The organism is Saccharothrix sp. (assembly GCF_031180885.1).
Taxonomy (GTDB): domain Bacteria; phylum Actinomycetota; class Actinomycetes; order Mycobacteriales; family Pseudonocardiaceae; genus Actinosynnema.
The window spans coordinates 11212-28262 of record NZ_JAPSLK010000080.1; the positions used below are offsets into that span (position 1 = coordinate 11212).

Below are 17051 nucleotides of genomic sequence, written 5' to 3' on the forward strand. Positions count from 1 at the left end.
CGGGTCAACCGAACCCTGCCATGGCCCGCCCGCAGGGCGGCCCCGGTGGCCCCGGCGGTCCCGCGCAGGCACCGGGCGGCGTGCGCGCCGCCCTGCTCCGGGCACGCCGGCGCGCGACCGGGGCCAGCCTCGGCGCGCTGCCGGTCGCCAACCTGGTTGTCCTCGAAGTCGGCGTCGCCGTCGGCCTGATCCTGCTCGCCGTCGGCACCACCGGTGACGAGGTCGCGCCCGCCCTGCTCTACACCGCGGGCGGGATCGTGCTGATCGCGCTGGTCCTCGCGTTCACCCGGTCGCGCGGTCGCTGGCTGACCCAGTGGATCGGCCTCGTGGTCCGCTACGCGTTCCGCTCGCACGGCCGCACCGCCAAGCGCGGCGGCCCGGTGGAGATGAAGCCGCCGTCGGAGGAAGAGGCCTCCGTCATCGGCTCGGACGACCCGCGCGTGGCGCTGCTGCGGCTGGCCGTGCCGGACCTGGTGGTGGCCAAGGGCACCGACCACGAGCGCCGGCCGCTGGGCCTGGCCTGGCACCAGGGCGCGTGGACGGCGGTGCTGCTGGTCGACCCGGCGCCCGGCCTGATCAACGCCGTGGGCACCGCGCCGTCGCTGCCGCTGGGCGCGCTCGCGCCGTGCCTGGAGGACCGCGGCGTGGTGCTGGACGCCATCTCGGTGATCTGGCACTGCTACCCCGGCTCCGCGGCGCTGCCCGTGAACTCGCCGGCCCTCAACTCCTACATGGAGGTCCTCGGCCCGCTGCCCGCGGCGGCCCGGCGCACCACGTGGATCGCGGTGCGGCTGGACCCGAAGCGCTGCCAGGCGGCGATCCGGGAGCGCGGCGGCGGCGTCGTGGGCGCGCACCGGGCGCTGATCGGCGCGCTGTCCCGGGTCCGCAACGCCCTGGAGTCCGCCGGCGTCACGATCCGCCCGCTGGACTCCGACGAGCTGATCCGCGCGGGCATCTCCGCGGCCGAGCTGACCTCGGTGGCGGGCACGAACAACCCGGTGTCGCTGCGGGAGAAGTGGGGCGGCGTCACCGCGGGCGGTGTCGGGCACGCCTCCTACGCGATCACCGGCTGGCCGGCGAAGGGCATGCGCAACAACCTGAACGCGCTGACCGGCGTGCGGGCGCTGTCCTCGACGCTGTCCATGACGATCTCGCCGAGCAGCGAGCAGGGCCAGGTCGGCCTGCGCGGCCTGGTCCGGGTCTCCGCGCGCACACCGTCCGAACTGGACCGCGCGGACGACCGGCTGAAGGCGTTGGCGGACAAGCTGGACATCACGCTGACCCCGCTCAACGGGCTCCAGGTCGCCGGCCTGGCCGCCACCCTGCCGCTCGGAGGTGTCGCGTGACCAACAGCCGCCTGCTGGACAACCGGGGCTCCGGGCGCGGGGTCGCACCGGAGTTCCTGGTCGCGCCGCAACTGCTCGACGTGGTCAGCCCGTCGGGCGACCGCGGCGGCATGGTGCTGGGCTCGGGCCTGAAGGGCGAGCCGCTGACGATCTCCGTGCTGCGGTCCGCGCCGACCCGCATGGTCGTGGTCGGCGGCCTGTACCTGGCGCGCCAGATCGCGCTGCGGGCCATGGCGACCGGCGCGTGGATCACCGTCGCGACCGGCCGGCCGCAGGCGTGGCAGCCGGTGGTGCGGGCGGCGGGCACCGGCCCGGACGGGCGTCCCGCGCCGACCGTGCAGCTGCGCCGGCTCTCGCCGGTGGACCTGCCGCGGCCGTCGGAGGACGCGCCGCTGCTGGTCGTGCACGACGGCGGGCACGTGCCGCAGGAGCTTTTCCCGCCGCGCTCGCCGTGGCAGACGACCATGTACGTGCTGCCGTACCTGCACCCGCAGGCGTCCGGCACGGCGAATTCCGCGGACCTCGTGCTGCTGCAGCGACTGCCGGTCGGGCAGGCGCAGTTGGCGGCGCAGATCTGGCGGTTGCCGCCGCAGATGGCGCACCAGTTGACGACGTTGAAGGACGACCAGGTGATCGCGCTGGGTGCGAACCTGTGGCGGCCGTTGCGGCTGGTCACCACGCCCGGTGAGCAGCAGATCCTGGGCGCCGTGCGCCGCGGCGACTGAGCCCGGCCCGCATTCACGTGCCCCGGATCGCCGGTCCGGGGCACGCTTTGTTTCCGGCGTCCAGTCACTCTCCGCAGTATTTCGTTCACAGGCCGGACCAATACTGTGGAGAGGCCGTCCGGCTCCTGTTCCCCGCGGATTCTTGCGCTCCCACCGCCGGGCGAACTAGGAACTGACTCACCGTGTCCGGGCGGTTTCGCCGCGGTGATCCTCCCGGGCGCACACCCTGCGAAGAGGAGAACCCCTGCGATGCGAGACTCCCGCGCGCCCTGGACCAGGCGGGTGACCGGCGTCGGCCTGGCCACCGGCACCGCGTTCGCCGTCACCGCCGCGCTGACGACGTTCACCGCGGGCGCCACCGAGGGCGAGATCCTCGGCCTCGGCGCCCCGAACGCCGTCAAGGACAGCTACATCGTCGTCCTCAAGGACGCGGGCGCCGCGAGCGCCGAGACGTTGGGCAGCAAGTACCAGGCTTCCGTGAAGCACACCTACACCACCGCCCTGCGCGGCTTCTCGGCCACGATGAGCGAGGCGCAGGCGCGCCGGCTCGCCGCGGACCCGAACGTCGAGTACGTCAAGCAGGACGCCGAGGTGAAGATCTCCGGCACGCAGTCCCCGACGCCGTCGTGGGGCCTGGACCGCATCGACCAGGCCACCCTGCCGCTGAACAACTCCTACACGTACCCGAACGAGGGCGAAGGCGTCACCGCCTACATCATCGACACGGGCATCCGGTTCTCCCACAGCGACTTCGGCGGGCGTGCGGTCACCGGCCGGGACACCGTCGACAACGACAACGACGCCACCGACTGCAACGGCCACGGCACGCACGTCGCGGGCACCGTCGGCGGCACCAAGTACGGCGTGGCCAAGAAGGTCAAGCTGGTCGGCGTGCGGGTGCTGAACTGCTCCGGCTCCGGCACGTACGCGGGCGTCATCGCGGGCATCGACTGGGTGACCCAGAACGCGGTCAAGCCGGCCGTCGCGAACATGTCGCTGGGCGGCGGCGCGGACGCCACCGTCGACCAGGCGGTCCGCAACTCCATCGCGGCGGGCGTGACCTACGGCCTCGCGGCGGGCAACGACAACGGCGCCAACGCGTGCAACACCTCCCCGGCCCGCACCGCGGAGGGCATCACGGTGGGGTCGACGACCAACACCGACGCGCGCTCGTCGTTCTCCAACATCGGCACCTGCCTGGACATCTTCGCGCCGGGCTCGTCCATCACGTCGGCCTGGCACACCGGTGACACGGCCACCAACACCATCAGCGGCACCTCGATGGCGACCCCGCACGTCGTCGGCGCGGCGGCGGTCTACCTGGCGGCGAACCCGACGGCGACCCCGCAGCAGGTGCGCGACGCCCTGGTGAACGGCGCCACGAGCGGCGTCGTCACCAACGCCGGCACGGGTTCCCCGAACAAGCTCCTCCGCCTGGTCGGCGCCACCACCCCGCCGCCCACCGGCTGCGCGCCCAAGACCAACGCGACCGACGTGAACGTGCCCGACCTGGGCACGGCGACCAGCACCATCGCGATCACCGACTGCGCGGGCGCGGCCAGTGCGACGGCCACGGTCGAGGTGCACATCAAGCACACGTACCGCGGTGACCTGGCGATCGACCTGATCACGCCGAGCGGCGCGGTGAAGCAGCTCAAGGTGTCGAGCGGTTCGGACGGCACGGACAACGTGGACGCGACCTACACGGTCAACCTGTCCGCCGAGACGGCGAACGGCAACTGGCAGCTGCGGGTCCGGGACGTCTACGCCCAGGACACCGGCTACATCGACACCTGGACCCTCGACCTGTAGGTCGCGGCGCTCCGGGCAGCACAACGAACGGCCCCCACCTCCTTCCGCCGGTGGGGGCCGTTCTGCTGTGCGGTCACCCGTTTGGCGCGGCCGGGGAAGGTGGAGAGGTGACCCTCGGCCCGAACACCGTCGACCGGTGGTTCGCCATGGACCAACCACCGGACGGCTCGAAGCTCGAACTCGTCCACGGCTCCCTCCACACGACTGCGGGCCGCTCGACGACTGGTTCCCGGTAGAAGCGGTCGTGGTGCCGACGGCCCCCAAACCATCACCGTCGCCCCCGTCCCGATCACCCTCGACCTCGCCGACCTCACCCCCTGAGCACCCCGCCGTACACCGCCCGCTCCCGGCAGGCCTCCAGCGCCTCCAACACCCGGGGCCACGTGCAAGGCGGGTCCGTAGACCGGTTGTGGGCCGCCATCCGCTGTCGCAACCCCCGGTCCGACACCAGCCGCACCAAAGCAGCAGCCAGGTCGTCCGACAGCAACCCCTCCACGCCGTCCCGCACGAAGTCCGCCACCCCGGTCCCCGGCCGCGCCACCACCGGCACCCCCGCCGTCCGCGCCTCCAGCGTCGCCAAGCCGAAGGCCTCGCACACGGTCGGGTTCACGAAAATGTCCGCCGACGCCAGCAGGCGCGACACCCCGTCGCGGTCCAGTCGACCCGGCAGGCTCACCCAGTCCATCCCGTGCCGCCGCACGTACCGCCGCACCGCCCCCATCTCCGGACCATCGCCGGCCAGCGTCGCGCGCACACCACCCACCGCCGAGGACACCTCCCGCAGCACCGACAGCAGGTGCATCGGCTGCTTGCGCGCCGCCAACCGCCCCACCGAGACGATGTGCACCGACCCGCCTGAACGCTGAGAAGGAATGCCGCGCCACACGTCCGGCGTGACGCCGTTGGGCACCACGAAAACGTCCACCGGCAACGCGACCCGCACCCGCGCGGCCGCGGCCCGGGACACCGCCGCCAGCACCAGTGGCGACCTCGACCAACCGCCGACGCGGTCCAGGAAGCGGTAGCACCGCTGGACCGCCGGGTCCCACATGCTGTGCACCACCGCCACCGTGGGCAGCCCGAGCTTCAGCGCCGACCGGATGCCGGACCACGCGAACGGCGACACCGCACCGACGTGCACGTAGACGACATCCGCCCCCAAAGACCCCAGCAACCGGTCCAGGTGGTGGCCGGCGCGCAGGTGGATCGGCGGGCCGAAGGGCATGGCGACCGGGTGGACCGTGCAACCCGGCGGCCGGGTGGCGTGTCGGGTCGCGGTGATCACGTGGACCTCTGCCACCGACCGGCGCTGGGCGTCGGCGAGACCGGCCACCTGGACCTCGATGCCGCCCAGGCGCGGCAGGAAGCAGTCGCTGACGTGGATGATCGACACAGGGACTCCCGTCAAGCCGCTGAACGGAGCAACTGACACTCTTACACCTGTGAGCCGAACCTGCGTGTTCTTCCACGCCCATCCAGACGACGAAGCCCTCCTGACGGGGGGCACGATGGCCCGCCTCGCCGCCGAGGGGCACCGGGTGGTCCTGGTCGTCGCGACCGCCGGCGAGCGCGGGCTGGCCGCTCACGAAAAAGACCTCGGGGCGGTCCGCACGAAGGAGGCGCACCGGGCGGCGAAGGTGCTCGGGTGCGCGCGGGTGGAGTTCCTCGGTTACGCGGACTCCGGGCTGGACGGGGGCGCGCCGGCGGGGTTCGCGCGGGCGGACGTGCCGGAGGCGGCCGGGCGGTTGGCCGAGATCCTGCACGAGGAGCGCGCCGACCTGCTCACGACGTACGACCCGGTCGGCGGCTACGGGCACCCCGACCACGTCCAGGTCCACCGCGTCGGCGCGCTCGCCGCCGAACTGGCGGGCACACTGAGGGTGTGGGAGGCGACGGTCGACCGGACCCTGTTGCTCCGCGCCCTCCGGGTGGCCCGGGTCGCGCGGCGGTTCGACCTGACCCCGTTCCGGACGGCCTACACACCCCGCGCGGAGATCACGCACGCGGTGGACGTCCGCCGGTACGCGGGGTGCAAGCGGGCGGCCCTGGCGGCGCACGCGACGCAGACGACCGGCGGCGACCAGACCCGCACGGTCAGCGCCTTGCTGAGCCTGCCGCCACCGCTGTTCCGGCTGGTCATGGGCACGGAGTGGTACATCGAGCGCAAGCGCTTGCGGGCAAGGTGACCCGACCACGGTCGCCGAAATTGCCGGTACCCCGTGCGACCATGGAACCGGGGGCCGGAGGCCGCACCCGCCGCCGTCTCAACCTGCTCGCGTCCATGGCCTCGCTGGCCCTGGCGGTCTACCTGGTCGTCGCGCTGATCCCGAAGATCGGCGGCGTCGGCTGGGCCACCATCACCGACCACCTCGCCGCCGTCAGCGCCGCCGCCCTCGCCGGCCTCACCGTGCTCTGGCTGGCCGGCCTGTGGGCCTACACCTACGTCCTGACCGGCTCGCTCCCCGGCCTGCGCAACACCCAGGCGTTCAGCCTCAACGCGGCGGGCAGCGCGATCAGCAACCTGTTCCCCTTCGGCGGCGCGGCGGGCGTCGCGGTCACCGCCGTGATGGCGTCGAGCTGGGGGCACACGGCCCGCGCGATCACCACGTCGACCATCGTCAGCGGCCTGTGGAACGCCCTGGGCCGGGTCGCCCTCCCACTGGTCGCGCTGGCGATCCAAGGCGCCGCGGTGCTCGGGCGCACGGTCCTCGCCGCCACCCTCACCACGGCGGCGGTCCTGGTCGTCACCGTCGCCGCGCTGACCAGGCTGCGCTGGCTCAGCGGCGTGCTCCGGGGTCGCGCGCGCCGGTTCGTGGTGCGGCTGCGCCGGCAGAACGCGCACGTCATCCGGCGGAACTGGGCGAAGATGACCACCGGCATGGTGGTCTACCTGGCCCTCCAGGCCCTGCTGCTGTGGTGCTGCCTCGCGGTGACCGGCGTGGACCTGTCGCTGGGCACGCTGGTCGCGGCATTCGCGGTCAGCCGGCTGCTCACCCTGGCCGTGGTCACCCCGGGCGGGTTCGGGGTCAGCGAGAACGGCACGATCGCCCTGCTGGTCGCGCTGGGCACGCCCGCCGCGCCGGCCGTCGCGGGCGTGCTCCTGTTCGCCGTCTTCACCTACCTCGCCGAGATCCCGATGGGCGGCGTGGCGTGGCTCAACTGGTCGGTGCGCCACGCACGTTCCGCGTGACCAGCGCCCGCGCGGCCAGCTCCGAGTCCTCCGGATAGTCCACCCGAACGAGTGACAAACCGTGTGGCGGAGCGACCGTGACTTCACTCGATCGAGCGGTCAACGACAGCAGTGACGCGGGCCACTCGACCGGCTTGCGCCCCTCCCCGACGGCCAGCAGCGCCCCCACCAGGCTGCGCACCATCGAGTGGCAGAACGCGTCCGCCGAGACGTAGGCCGTCAGCACGTCGCCGTCCCGCGCCCACGACAGCCGCTGCAACTCGCGGATCGTGGTCGCGCCGTCCCGCCGCTTGCAGAACGCGCAGAAGTCCCGCTCCCCCAGCAACAGCTCGGAGGCCGCGTTCAGGGCGTCCAGATCGAGAGCACGCGGCCACGCGAGGGTGTCCAGCCGCCGCAACGGCGAAGCCCCGAAGGGCGCGTCGGTCACCCGGTACTCGTAGTGCCGCCGCAACGCCGCGAACCGCGCGTCGAACTCGGCCGGCACCACCCGCGCCGAGAACACCCGCACGTCGGTCGGCAACGCCCGCGCGAGCCGCCGCGGCAGCCCTTCGACGTCCACCGACGCGGGCAGGTCGGCGTGCGCGACCTGGCCGGACGCGTGCACGCCGGCGTCCGTCCGCCCCGCCACGGTCAGGGACACGTCCTCCCGCAGCACGGTGGACATCGTGTCCTCCAGCACCCCGCACACCGTCCGCCGGCCCGGCTGGCGCGCCCACCCCGAGAACTCCGTGCCGTCGTAGCCCAGGTCGAGGCGCACACGAACGAGCCCGTCGCCCCGCGAGGGGACGACGGGCTCGTCGGCGGTCGGGTCCGTCAGGACTCGTCCTTCTTGTCCTCGGCCTTCGGAGCGGCCTCGTCGGCGCCCTCGGCGGGCTCCTCCGCGGCGTCCTTGGTCGCCGACTCGGGCGCCTCGGCGTCCTGGTCGGCGGCGTCGGCGTCGGCGTCAGCGGCCTTGGTCTCCTCGACCTTGGTCTCAGCCGGCTTGACCTCGTCCTTGGCGAACTTGGTCTTGCGGGCCCGCTCGGCCTCGGAGGTGACGGTCTTCTCCGGCACCAGCTCGATCACGGCCATGGGGGCGTTGTCACCCTTGCGCGGCAGCGTCTTGGTGATGCGGGTGTAGCCGCCCGCGCGGTCCGCGAACTGCGGGCCGATCTCCGCGAACAGCTTGTGCACGACGTCCTTGTCGCGGATGACCTTGAGGATCTCGCGACGGTTGTGCAGGTCGCCGACCTTGGCCTTGGTGATCAGCTTCTCGGCGTACGGGCGCAGCCGCTTCGCCTTGGCCTCCGTGGTCGTGATCCGACCGTGGGTGAACAGCGACGTGGCCAGGTTGGCCAGCATGAGCCGCTCGTGGGCCGGCGAGCCCCCGAGACGGGGTCCCTTGGTGGGGGTGGGCATCGAATTGCTCCTCGGATTTCTTTCTGATCCTCTGCTCCGGCCCGGCCGCTAAGCGGCCTCAGAGCTGCTCGGTCTCCGCGTAGTCGTGGCCGTCGTCGTGGTTGTCCACGGACGTGTCCGCGGCGCCCCAACCCTCGGCGGGGTAGTCGGACGCGGCGGCCGACGGGTCGAACCCGGGCGGGCTGTCCTTCAGCGCGAGGCCGAGGCCGACGAGCTTCATCTTGACCTCGTCGATCGACTTGGCGCCGAAGTTGCGGATGTCCAGCAGGTCCGCCTCGCTGCGCGAGACCAGCTCGCCCACCGTGTGGATGCCCTCGCGCTTGAGGCAGTTGTAGGACCGGACGGTGAGGTCCAGGTCCTCGATCGGCATCGCGAACGCCGCGATGGTGTCCGCCTCCGCGGGAGACGGTCCGATCTCGATGCCCTCGGCGTCGACGTTCAGCTCGCGGGCGAGACCGAACAGCTCCACCAGGGTCTTGCCCGCGGACGCGACGGCGTCGCGCGGCGTGATGGAGGGCTTGGTCTCGACGTCGAGGATCAGCTTGTCGAAGTCGGTCCGCTGCTCGACACGGGTGGCCTCGACCTTGTAGGTCACCTTCATGACGGGCGAGTAGATCGAGTCGACCGGGATGCGGCCGATCTCGGCGCCGGCCTGCTTGTTCTGGACGGCGGGGACGTAGCCGCGACCGCGCTCGACGACGAGCTCGATCTCCAGCTTGCCCTTGCCGTTCAGGGTGGCGATGTGCAGGTCGGGGTTGTGCACGGTCACACCGGCCGGGGGCACGATGTCACCGGCGGTCACCGCACCGGGGCCCTGCTTGCGCAGGTACATGGTCACCGGCTCGTCCTCCTCGGAGCTGACGACCAGCTCCTTGAGGTTGAGGATGATGTCGGTGACGTCCTCCTTCACACCGGGGACGGTCGTGAACTCGTGCAGCACACCGTCGATGCGGATGCTGGTCACGGCCGCGCCGGGGATGGACGACAGCAGGGTGCGGCGGATGGAGTTGCCGAGGGTGTAGCCGAAGCCCGGCTCCAGCGGCTCGATGACGAACCGGGAGCGGGTCTCGTTGACCGCTTCCTCGCTGAGCGAGGGGCGCTGGGAAATCAGCACTGGGTTCTTCCTTTCTCAACCCGACGCCCGCCATATGACGCCGGGAGTGCCAGTCGCGGAGACCGGCGAACGCGTTCGGCACACCATTCCGTGCCGTCGCGGGACCCGATCGGCGGGCGGTCCGGTGAGGGGCCGCCCGCCGAGAGGATCACTTCGAGTAAAGCTCGACGATGAGCTGTTCGGTCACCGGCGTGTCGATCTGCGCCCGCTCCGGCAGCTGGTGCACCAGGATGCGCAGGTTGGACTGCACGACCTGGAGCCAAGCCGGGACGGGGCGGTCACCGAAGGACGCGCGCGCGGCCTCGAAGGGCAGCGTCGGGAGCGACTTCGGCTTCACGTCGATGATGTCGAACTTCGACACCCGGTAGCTCGGGATGTTCACCTTCTGGCCGTTGACCAGGAAGTGCCCGTGGCTGACCAGCTGGCGAGCCTGGCGACGGGTGCGCGCGAGACCCGCGCGGTACACCACGTTGTCCAGACGGGACTCCAGGATCTGGAGCAGGTTCTCACCGGTCTTGCCGGTGCGGCGGACCGCTTCCTCGTAGTAGCGGCGGAACTGCTTCTCCAGCACGCCGTACGTGTAGCGGGCCTTCTGCTTCTCCTGGAGCTGGAGCAGGTACTCCGACTCCTTGATGCGACCGCGGCCGTGCTGGCCGGGCGGGTAGGGGCGGCGCTCGAACGCCTGGTCCCCACCGACGAGGTCGACCTTGAGCCGGCGCGAGATGCGGGTGGCCGGTCCGGTGTAGCGAGCCATGTGTGCTTACTCCTCCCCGTGCCTCAGACCCGGCGCCGCTTGGGCGGGCGGCAGCCGTTGTGGGGCTGCGGGGTCACGTCCTGGATGGTGCCGACTTCCAGACCGGCGGCCTGGAGGGAACGGATCGCGGTCTCGCGGCCGGAGCCGGGACCCTTCACGAACACGTCCACCTTCCGCATGCCGTGCTCGGCGGCCTTGCGGGCGGCGTTCTCGGCGGCCATCTGGGCGGCGAACGGCGTCGACTTGCGGGAGCCCTTGAAGCCCACGTGGCCGGCGGACGCCCAGCTGATCACGTTGCCCATCGGGTCCGTGATGGACACGATGGTGTTGTTGAACGTGCTCTTGATGTGCGCCTGGCCGTGCGAGACGTTCTTCTTCTCCTTGCGCCGGATCTTCTTGACCCCGGCGCCCGTGCGGGACTTGGGTGGCATTTCTGGGTGATCTCCTACTTAACGGGTGCGCGAGGTGTTACTTCTTGCCGGCCTTCTTCTTGCCCGCAACGGTCTTCTTCGGACCCTTACGAGTACGCGCGTTCGTCTTGGTGCGCTGCCCGCGGACGGGCAGGTTGCGACGGTGGCGCAGACCCTCGTAGCAGCCGATTTCCATCTTGCGGCGGATGTCGGCCTGAACCTCGCGGCGGAGGTCACCCTCGACCTTGAAGTTGTTCTCGATGTAGTCCCGCAACTTGGCGAGGTCGTCGTCGCTGAGGTCCTTGACGCGCAGGTCGGGGGAGATCTCAGTGGCGGTCAGCAGCTCCTTGGAGCGCGTGCGACCGATGCCGAAGATGTAGGTGAGCGCGATCTCCATCCGCTTCTCGCGGGGGAGGTCGACGCCAGCGAGTCGTGCCATGCGGCGATTGCTCCTGTCGTGTTCTCTCCAGGTCTGCTCCCCGCCCGCTCCCGGGACTGACTCGCTGTTGTCAGTTCCGGCCGCTCTCACGGTCGGCGTCCCGGCCCCGGCCTGGAGTCCGGGGGTGTGCTCCTCTGGTGGTGCGTCGAGGAGCAGGTGCGGGGAGGCTTACTTGTCTGCGTCGGTGAGGACGCTGCGACGTGGCGGTCTGCTCAGCCCTGGCGCTGCTTGTGGCGCAGGTTCTCGCAGATGACCATGACCCGGCCGTGGCGGCGGATCACCTTGCACTTGTCGCAGATCTTCTTGACGCTCGGCTGGACCTTCACGCCTGAGCTCTCCTGCTGGTAGCCCCGGTGTCACCGGTCGCCCGGTGGCACCGTGGAGGTCACTTGTAGCGGTAGACGATGCGCCCGCGGGACAGGTCGTAGGGCGAGAGCTCCACGACAACCCGGTCCTCAGGGAGGATGCGGATGTAGTGCTGACGCATCTTGCCGCTGATGTGTGCCAGGACCTTGTGCCCGTTCTCCAACTCGACGCGGAACATCGCGTTGGGGAGCGGTTCGACTACGCGGCCCTCGACCTCAATGGCCCCGTCCTTCTTGCCCATGTCCTCCGCGTTTCGTGACGGTGGTTAGCTTCCACTTGGATGCGGGCACGCGGAACCCCGACTCCTTCAGGCCCTTGCGAACCTGCCAGCCGGCGGTGAGGTGCGTCACAGGCATGGCGGAACCGGCGCTACGTGTGCGCCACCCGTCCATAGTACGCGCGCCGGCGAGTATGCCCAAATCGGGCCTGTCAACCCCGCGCGCGGTCGCGCCCGTGGTCGCGCCCGACCAGGAGCCAGACCACGCCCAGCACCGCCCCGGACGGCAGCGCCACCCACAGGAACCACGGGTGGACCCAGCCCCGACCGCCGAGGATGCTCACCAGCAGCCAGAGCGCGAAGTTCAGGGAGCTCACGCTCAGCCAGATCGTGGTGAGCACCTTCATCGCGGAGGGTCCCCGGGGCTTCACCCGCACGGGCGGCGGGGGCGGCGGCAAGGGCCGGTCGACCACCTGCGGCAGGTCCGCGGTCAGGGCCGCCAGCTCGCCCCGGGTCTTCGCCTGCCAGACCGCCACGACCCGCTCGTCGAACTCGGCCAGGTCCAGGCTGCCCTCGGCGTGGGCGCGGTGGAGCAGTTGTCGGACGACTTCGCGCTCGGCGTCGGAGACCCGCATGTCCTCGGGCCGCACGGGGTGGCTCACGGGGTCAATCGTGGCCTCGCGGTCACCCGGTCGAGAAGGGGGCTAACCCCCGTATCCCGCTCCGGCAGACCGAAGCTGTCGGTGGTCGACGGGACGATGGAACCGGGGCCGGAGGCCGGCCCGGCACCAGCCGTCGTCGAGCGCAGTGCCCGGGAGCGGCCCACAACTCGCGCCCCTCCCACCAGCCAGGACTCGCCCACCAGCCGAACTCCTCGCGGGTCCGCACGCCCGGAACTGTCGGTGGCCCGTGCGACGATGGAAGCGGGGGCCGGAGGCCGACCCCAGCGTCGCGGCGACCGCGCGCCGGCCCTGCCAAACGGGCGCGAGCCCTGCCAAACGGGCGCGAGCCCTGCCAAACGGGCGCCAGCCGTGCCAAACGGGCACCGGCCCGGCCGAAGCGGGCACCAGCCCGGACCTGCCAAGCGGGTGCCGTCCCGGCCGAAGCGGAGGCCGGCCCGGCGTCAGTCCAGAGCGGTGAGCACCCAAGGGCCGTCGGCGGTGATGGCCACGCTGTGCTCCCAGTGCGCCGCCCGCGACCCGTCCGTGGTCACCACGGTCCACCCGTCGTCCAGCTCCGCAGTCCGCTCGCTGCCCAGCGTCAGCATCGGCTCGATCGCGATCGCCATGCCGACCTTCAGCCGCGGCCCCTTGCCGGGCTTGCCGTAGTTCGGCAGGAACGGGTCCATGTGCATCTTCGTGCCGATGCCGTGCCCGCCGTAGCCCTCGACGATCCCGTACTCCACGCCGTCCCGCTCGCCCGCCAGGATCGTCGCCGACTCGATCGCGAACGAGATGTCGCTGAGCCGACCGCCCGGCACGGCCGCCTCGATGCCGGCCAGCATCGACGCGCGGGTCGCCTCGGACAGCTTCAGCTCCGCCTCGGTGACCGTCCCGACCGGGACGGTCACCGCCGAGTCGCCGTGCCAGCCGTCGAGGATGGCGCCGCAGTCGATGGAGATGAGGTCGCCCTCGGCCAGCACCTGCGTCTTGCTCGGGATGCCGTGGACCACCTGCTCGTTCACCGACGCGCAGATGCTCGCCGGGAACCCGTGGTAGCCCTTGAAGCTCGGGATCGCGCCGGCGTCGCGGATGGACTGCTCCGCCAGCTCGTCCAGCTCGGCCGTGCTCACGCCGACCTTGGCGTGCTCGGTGAGCAGCGCCAGCGTGCGGGCCACGACCAGGCCGGCGGCCCGCATGGCCTCCAGCTGGCCGCGGCTCTTGATCTCGATCATGCGGTCACCCGGGACGATCCTGCGCAGCGCATCGAGCAGGCCACCGGTCACTTGTCGCCGCGCGCGGCGCGGAGGGCGGCCAGGGCCCGCTCGCTGATCTCCTCGACGTCACCCACGGCGTCGATGGTCACGACGATGTCGGCGTAGTAGTCGAGCAGGGGTGCGGTCTCGTTGCGGTACACCTGCTGGCGGTGGCGGATGACCTCTTCCTTGTCGTCCGCCCGGCCGCGGGCGAGCAGGCGCTCCACCACGACGTCCTCGTCGATCCGGAACTCCAGCACGGCGTCCAGCGCGTGCCCGTCGGCGGCGAGGATCTCGCCGAGCACCGCCGCCTGGGCGACGTTGCGCGGGAACCCGTCGAGCAGGAAGCCGTCCTTGGCGTCGGCCTGCGACAGCCGCTCCCGCACCATCTCGTTGGTCACCGCGTCGGGCACCAGCTCGCCGGAGTCCAGGTACTCCTGGACCTCCTTGCCGAGGTCGGTCTGCTGGCTGATGTGCGCGCGGAAGAGGTCCCCGGTGGAGATGTGCGGCACGCCGAGCTTGGTCTTGAGCAGGTCGGCCTGAGTGCCCTTGCCCGCTCCGGGCGGGCCGACGAGAACGAGTCGCACTAGCGGAGGAACCCTTCGTAGTTGCGCTGCATCAGCTGGCTCTCGATCTGCTTGACGGTGTCGAGGCCGACGCCGACCATGATCAGCACCGCCGTGCCGCCGAACGGGAAGTTCTGGTTCTGGCCCTGACCGGTCAGGTCGAGGAACAGGTTCGGCAGGATGGCGACGATGCCCAGGTACAGCGAGCCGGGCAGCGTGATCCGCCCCAGGACGAAGCGGAGGTACTCGGCGGTGGGGCGCCCGGGGCGGATACCCGGGATGAACCCACCGAACTTCTTCATCTCGTCGGCACGCTCGTCGGGGTTGAACGTGATGCCGACGTAGAAGTAGGTGAAGAAGACGATCAGCAGGAAGTACGCCGAGATGTGCACCGGGCTGGACTGGCTCACCAGGTGCGTCTGGACGAACGTCTCCCACCAGCCCGGCGCGGACCCGTCGGTGGAGGCGGTCAGGCGCGAGATCAGGTCGGGCAGGTACAGCAGCGACGAGGCGAAGATGACCGGGATGACACCGGCCTGGTTCACCTTCAGCGGCAGGTAGGTCGAGGTGCCGCCGTACATCCGGCGGCCGATCATGCGCTTGGCGTACTGGACCGGGATGCGGCGCTGCGCCTGCTCCACGTAGATGACGCTGGCGATGATCAGCAGGGCCGCGACGCAGACCAGGAAGAACGTCAGGCCACCGCGCTGGAGGATCAGCTGGCCCTCGTGCGGGATGCGGGCGGCGATACCGGTGAAGATCAGCAACGACATGCCGTTGCCGATGCCCTTCTCGGTGATGATCTCGCCCAGCCACATGATGATGCTGGTGCCCGCGGTCATCGCGACCACGATGACGACGAGGTTCCAGACGCTCTGGTCCGGGATCACGTCGTACTCGCAGTTCTGGAACAGCTGGCCGCGCACCGCGAGCGCGATGATGCCGGTCGACTGGAGGACCGCGAGGGCGATCGTCAGGTAGCGGGTGTACTGGGTCAGCTTGCCCTGGCCCGCCTGGCCTTCCTTCTTCAGCTGCTCGAACCGCGGGATGACCACGGTGAGCAGCTGGATGATGATGCTCGCGGTGATGTAGGGCATGATGCCCAGCGCGAAGATCGACAGGTTGAGCAGCGCGCCGCCGCTGAACAGGTTGATCAGCGAGTAGATCCCCTGCTGGTCGACCTGCTCGACGCAGAGTTTCACGTTCTTGAAGGAGACGCCCGGCGCGGGCATGGTCGCGCCCAACCGGTACACCACGACGATCCCCAGGGTGAAGAGGATCTTCTTCCGTAGGTCCGGCGTCGCGAGAGCCGAGCGGAATGCGCCGAGCACGCGAACCTCCATCAGCGTTGCCGCCCCGCCTGGGTCGGCATCCTGCGGTACCGGCTGTGTTGCCGGCACAGTCTTGCGGTGGTGGCGGACGCGACGGGTAGCCGCGACCGACCCGGAGGACATCCGGGTTCAGCCCGCGACTTTAACAGCCGCGGAGCGGGTTGCCGTAGCCAGCCGCCCTTCACACTTCGTACCCGATCACGGCCCGTCGTTCGCAAGCCGCCGAATGGATCAAGTTGATCGGGACGTGGGGTGCGTCTCAGCGGGTGGCGCTGGTGGCCAGGACGCCCGCCATGCCGAGGAGGAGGGTGCCGGTGCCCTGGTCCAGCCGGCGCTGCGCGCGGGCGCCGAGGTCGGCCTTGCGGATGATCGCGCCGATCGTCACGTAACCGGTCCCTGCCAGCACTTCTGCGGCCAGGTAGACCGCGCCGAGGACGGCGAGTTGGGTCTGGACGGAGCCTCGCGCGGGGTCCACGAACTGGGGGACGAAGGCGGTGAAGATCAGCAACGCCTTCGGGTTCGTGATGGCGACGAGGAACTCCTTGCGCAGCGGGTTGCCCTTCTTGGGCGCTGAGGAGCCCTGTGATGGTGTGAAGAAGATGCGGGCGGCGAGGTACACCAGGTAGGCCACGCCGAGCCACTTGATGACGGTGAGGGCGGTGGTGGAGGCCGCCAGGATGGGGCCGAGGCCGGCGACCACGGCGGCGATCATGAGGGTGAAGGCGACCAGGCGGCCCACCAGCGCCGTCACGGCCTTGGCGGGGCCGTGGTGGACGGCGTGGTGCATGCCGAGGAGGTTGTTGGCGCCGGGCGTGAGAGCCACCAGGACGGCCGCGCCGAAGAAGACCACCAGCCACATGCGCCCACGCTAACTCCCCGCCGCAACTTCTTTCTGCCCTGCGCGAACACCACCGGCGGAGGGCCGCCCACCGAAAGCGAAGGACCCCCGGAGCGGGAGGCACCGGGGGTCCTTCTTGCGTTGCGTCGGGTCAGAGCACCGTGGTGGTGCCGCCCGCGGCGGCGATCTTCTCGACCGCGCTGCCCGAGAACTTGTTGGCCACGACGTCGAGCTTGACGCCGTTCAGGTCACCCTCGCCGAGGACCTTGACCAGCTCGTTCTTGCGCACCAGGCCCGCGTGGACGAGTGCGTCCACGTCGACCCGGCCACCGTCCGGGAACACCCGGGCCAGGTCGCCGACGTTCACGACCTGGTACTCGGTGCGGAACGGGTTCTTGAAGCCCTTGAGCTTCGGCAGGCGCATGTGCAGCGGCATCTGGCCACCCTCGAAGCGCGGGGAGACGTTCTTCCGCGCGCCGGTGCCCTTCGTACCGCGACCGGCGGTCTTGCCCTTGGAGCCCTCACCGCGACCGACACGGGTCTTCGCGGTCTTGGCGCCGGGGGCCGGACGCAGGTCATGGATCTTGATGGTCACGACTGGACCTCCTCGACGACCACCAGGTGGCGCAC

General features: G+C 70.9%; 21 protein-coding genes. 6 read left to right on the plus strand and 15 right to left on the minus strand.

Translation table 11 applies throughout. The features are described from left to right. The first annotated feature begins 20 nt into the window (after positions 1-20). From eccE to RIN75_RS40965, 4 genes are all read left to right on the plus strand, one after another. Positions 21-1346 carry a type VII secretion protein EccE gene (eccE, locus tag RIN75_RS40950; RefSeq protein ID WP_309117507.1) on the plus strand — a complete coding sequence of 442 codons (1326 nt, stop codon included), beginning with the start codon at positions 21-23 and terminating at the stop codon, positions 1344-1346. Further along, the gene (locus RIN75_RS40955; RefSeq protein ID WP_309117508.1) at positions 1343-2071 is read left to right on the plus strand and encodes a hypothetical protein; all 729 of its coding nucleotides are present in this window, start codon (positions 1343-1345) and stop codon (positions 2069-2071) included. Before eccE ends, RIN75_RS40955 begins: the two co-directional genes overlap by 4 nt. Before the next feature lie 249 nt (positions 2072-2320). Beyond that, entirely contained in the window at positions 2321-3883 is a 1563-nt protein-coding gene (locus tag RIN75_RS40960; protein ID WP_309117509.1) for a S8 family serine peptidase, read from the plus strand. Between the two features lie 107 nt (positions 3884-3990). After that, positions 3991-4119 carry a hypothetical protein gene (locus RIN75_RS40965; RefSeq protein ID WP_309117510.1) on the plus strand — a complete coding sequence of 43 codons (129 nt, stop codon included), beginning with the start codon at positions 3991-3993 and terminating at the stop codon, positions 4117-4119. Between the two features lie 74 nt (positions 4120-4193). Here the strand turns inward: RIN75_RS40965 and RIN75_RS40970 are convergent, their stop codons facing one another. Beyond that, positions 4194-5276 carry a glycosyltransferase family 4 protein gene (locus RIN75_RS40970; RefSeq protein ID WP_309117511.1) on the minus strand — a complete coding sequence of 361 codons (1083 nt, stop codon included), beginning with the start codon at positions 5274-5276 and terminating at the stop codon, positions 4194-4196. Positions 5277-5325: 49 nt separating this feature from the next. Here RIN75_RS40970 and RIN75_RS40975 point away from each other — a divergent pair, with 49 nt between their 5' ends. Continuing rightward, positions 5326-6069 carry a PIG-L family deacetylase gene (locus RIN75_RS40975; protein WP_309117512.1) on the plus strand — a complete coding sequence of 248 codons (744 nt, stop codon included), beginning with the start codon at positions 5326-5328 and terminating at the stop codon, positions 6067-6069. Positions 6070-6110: 41 nt separating this feature from the next. Further along, positions 6111-7073 carry a lysylphosphatidylglycerol synthase transmembrane domain-containing protein gene (locus RIN75_RS40980; RefSeq protein ID WP_309117513.1) on the plus strand — a complete coding sequence of 321 codons (963 nt, stop codon included), beginning with the start codon at positions 6111-6113 and terminating at the stop codon, positions 7071-7073. Here the strand turns inward: RIN75_RS40980 and truA are convergent. The 14 genes from truA to rplO form a co-directional block, all read right to left on the minus strand. Next, positions 7039-7830 carry a tRNA pseudouridine(38-40) synthase TruA gene (gene truA, locus RIN75_RS40985; RefSeq protein WP_309117514.1) on the minus strand — a complete coding sequence of 264 codons (792 nt, stop codon included), beginning with the start codon at positions 7828-7830 and terminating at the stop codon, positions 7039-7041. The two genes, RIN75_RS40980 and truA, sit on opposite strands and share 35 nt — an antisense overlap. Before the next feature lie 56 nt (positions 7831-7886). Continuing rightward, positions 7887-8471: a 50S ribosomal protein L17 gene (gene rplQ / locus RIN75_RS40990; protein WP_309117515.1), complete on the minus strand. Its 585-nt coding sequence runs from the start codon at positions 8469-8471 to the stop codon at positions 7887-7889. Between the two features lie 58 nt (positions 8472-8529). Further along, positions 8530-9585: a DNA-directed RNA polymerase subunit alpha gene (locus tag RIN75_RS40995; protein WP_121224939.1), complete on the minus strand. Its 1056-nt coding sequence runs from the start codon at positions 9583-9585 to the stop codon at positions 8530-8532. A 148-nt stretch (positions 9586-9733) separates the two neighbouring features. Beyond that, the gene (gene rpsD / locus RIN75_RS41000; protein WP_309117516.1) at positions 9734-10339 is read right to left on the minus strand and encodes a 30S ribosomal protein S4; all 606 of its coding nucleotides are present in this window, start codon (positions 10337-10339) and stop codon (positions 9734-9736) included. 23 nt (positions 10340-10362) lie between these two features. Beyond that, entirely contained in the window at positions 10363-10770 is a 408-nt protein-coding gene (gene rpsK, locus RIN75_RS41005) for a 30S ribosomal protein S11 (protein ID WP_086669042.1), read from the minus strand. 37 nt (positions 10771-10807) lie between these two features. Continuing rightward, entirely contained in the window at positions 10808-11188 is a 381-nt protein-coding gene (gene rpsM / locus RIN75_RS41010) for a 30S ribosomal protein S13 (protein ID WP_121224935.1), read from the minus strand. A 212-nt stretch (positions 11189-11400) separates the two neighbouring features. Continuing rightward, positions 11401-11514, minus strand: coding sequence for a 50S ribosomal protein L36 (gene rpmJ, locus RIN75_RS41015; protein WP_010148647.1), 114 nt, complete (start codon positions 11512-11514; stop codon positions 11401-11403). A 59-nt stretch (positions 11515-11573) separates the two neighbouring features. Beyond that, positions 11574-11795, minus strand: a complete 222-nt coding sequence (gene infA, locus RIN75_RS41020) for a translation initiation factor IF-1 (RefSeq protein WP_005166804.1) — start codon at positions 11793-11795, stop codon at positions 11574-11576. Positions 11796-11983: 188 nt separating this feature from the next. Then, a complete protein-coding gene (locus RIN75_RS41025; RefSeq protein WP_309117517.1) occupies positions 11984-12433 on the minus strand; it encodes a DUF1707 domain-containing protein in 450 nt (149 codons plus the stop codon). A gap of 461 nt (positions 12434-12894) precedes the next feature. Next, positions 12895-13665 (minus strand): type I methionyl aminopeptidase, encoded by a 771-nt coding sequence (gene map, locus RIN75_RS41030; RefSeq protein WP_309117518.1) that lies wholly within the window; start codon positions 13663-13665, stop codon positions 12895-12897. 47 nt (positions 13666-13712) lie between these two features. After that, positions 13713-14273 carry an adenylate kinase gene (locus RIN75_RS41035; protein WP_309117519.1) on the minus strand — a complete coding sequence of 187 codons (561 nt, stop codon included), beginning with the start codon at positions 14271-14273 and terminating at the stop codon, positions 13713-13715. Then, complete coding sequence (gene secY / locus RIN75_RS41040) at positions 14273-15583, minus strand: preprotein translocase subunit SecY (RefSeq protein ID WP_309117520.1); 1311 nt, start codon at positions 15581-15583, stop codon at positions 14273-14275. The genes RIN75_RS41035 and secY overlap by 1 nt, the downstream gene beginning before the upstream one ends. 259 nt (positions 15584-15842) lie before the next feature. Then, on the minus strand, positions 15843-16442 hold the full coding sequence (locus RIN75_RS41045; protein ID WP_309117521.1) for a LysE family translocator: 600 nt from the start codon (positions 16440-16442) through the stop codon (positions 15843-15845). A gap of 130 nt (positions 16443-16572) precedes the next feature. Continuing rightward, entirely contained in the window at positions 16573-17016 is a 444-nt protein-coding gene (gene rplO, locus RIN75_RS41050; RefSeq protein ID WP_121224929.1) for a 50S ribosomal protein L15, read from the minus strand. Positions 17017-17051 lie beyond the last annotated feature (35 nt).

Bases quoted from the DNA above. Each gene is read 5' to 3' on its own strand.
- map (WP_309117518.1), bottom strand. From the start codon at position 13,665: ATGATCGAGATCAAGAGCCGCGGCCAGCTGGAGGCCATGCGGGCCGCC.
- infA (WP_005166804.1), bottom strand. From the start codon at position 11,795: ATGGGCAAGAAGGACGGGGCCATTGAGGTCGAGGGCCGCGTAGTCGAA.
- RIN75_RS41045 (WP_309117521.1), bottom strand. From the start codon at position 16,442: ATGTGGCTGGTGGTCTTCTTCGGCGCGGCCGTCCTGGTGGCTCTCACG.
- RIN75_RS40980 (WP_309117513.1), top strand. From the start codon at position 6,111: ATGGAACCGGGGGCCGGAGGCCGCACCCGCCGCCGTCTCAACCTGCTC.
- RIN75_RS40960 (WP_309117509.1), top strand. From the start codon at position 2,321: ATGCGAGACTCCCGCGCGCCCTGGACCAGGCGGGTGACCGGCGTCGGC.
- eccE (WP_309117507.1), top strand. From the start codon at position 21: ATGGCCCGCCCGCAGGGCGGCCCCGGTGGCCCCGGCGGTCCCGCGCAG.
- rpsD (WP_309117516.1), bottom strand. From the start codon at position 10,339: ATGGCTCGCTACACCGGACCGGCCACCCGCATCTCGCGCCGGCTCAAG.
- rplQ (WP_309117515.1), bottom strand. From the start codon at position 8,471: ATGCCCACCCCCACCAAGGGACCCCGTCTCGGGGGCTCGCCGGCCCAC.
- rpsM (WP_121224935.1), bottom strand. From the start codon at position 11,188: ATGGCACGACTCGCTGGCGTCGACCTCCCCCGCGAGAAGCGGATGGAG.
- rpsK (WP_086669042.1), bottom strand. From the start codon at position 10,770: ATGCCACCCAAGTCCCGCACGGGCGCCGGGGTCAAGAAGATCCGGCGC.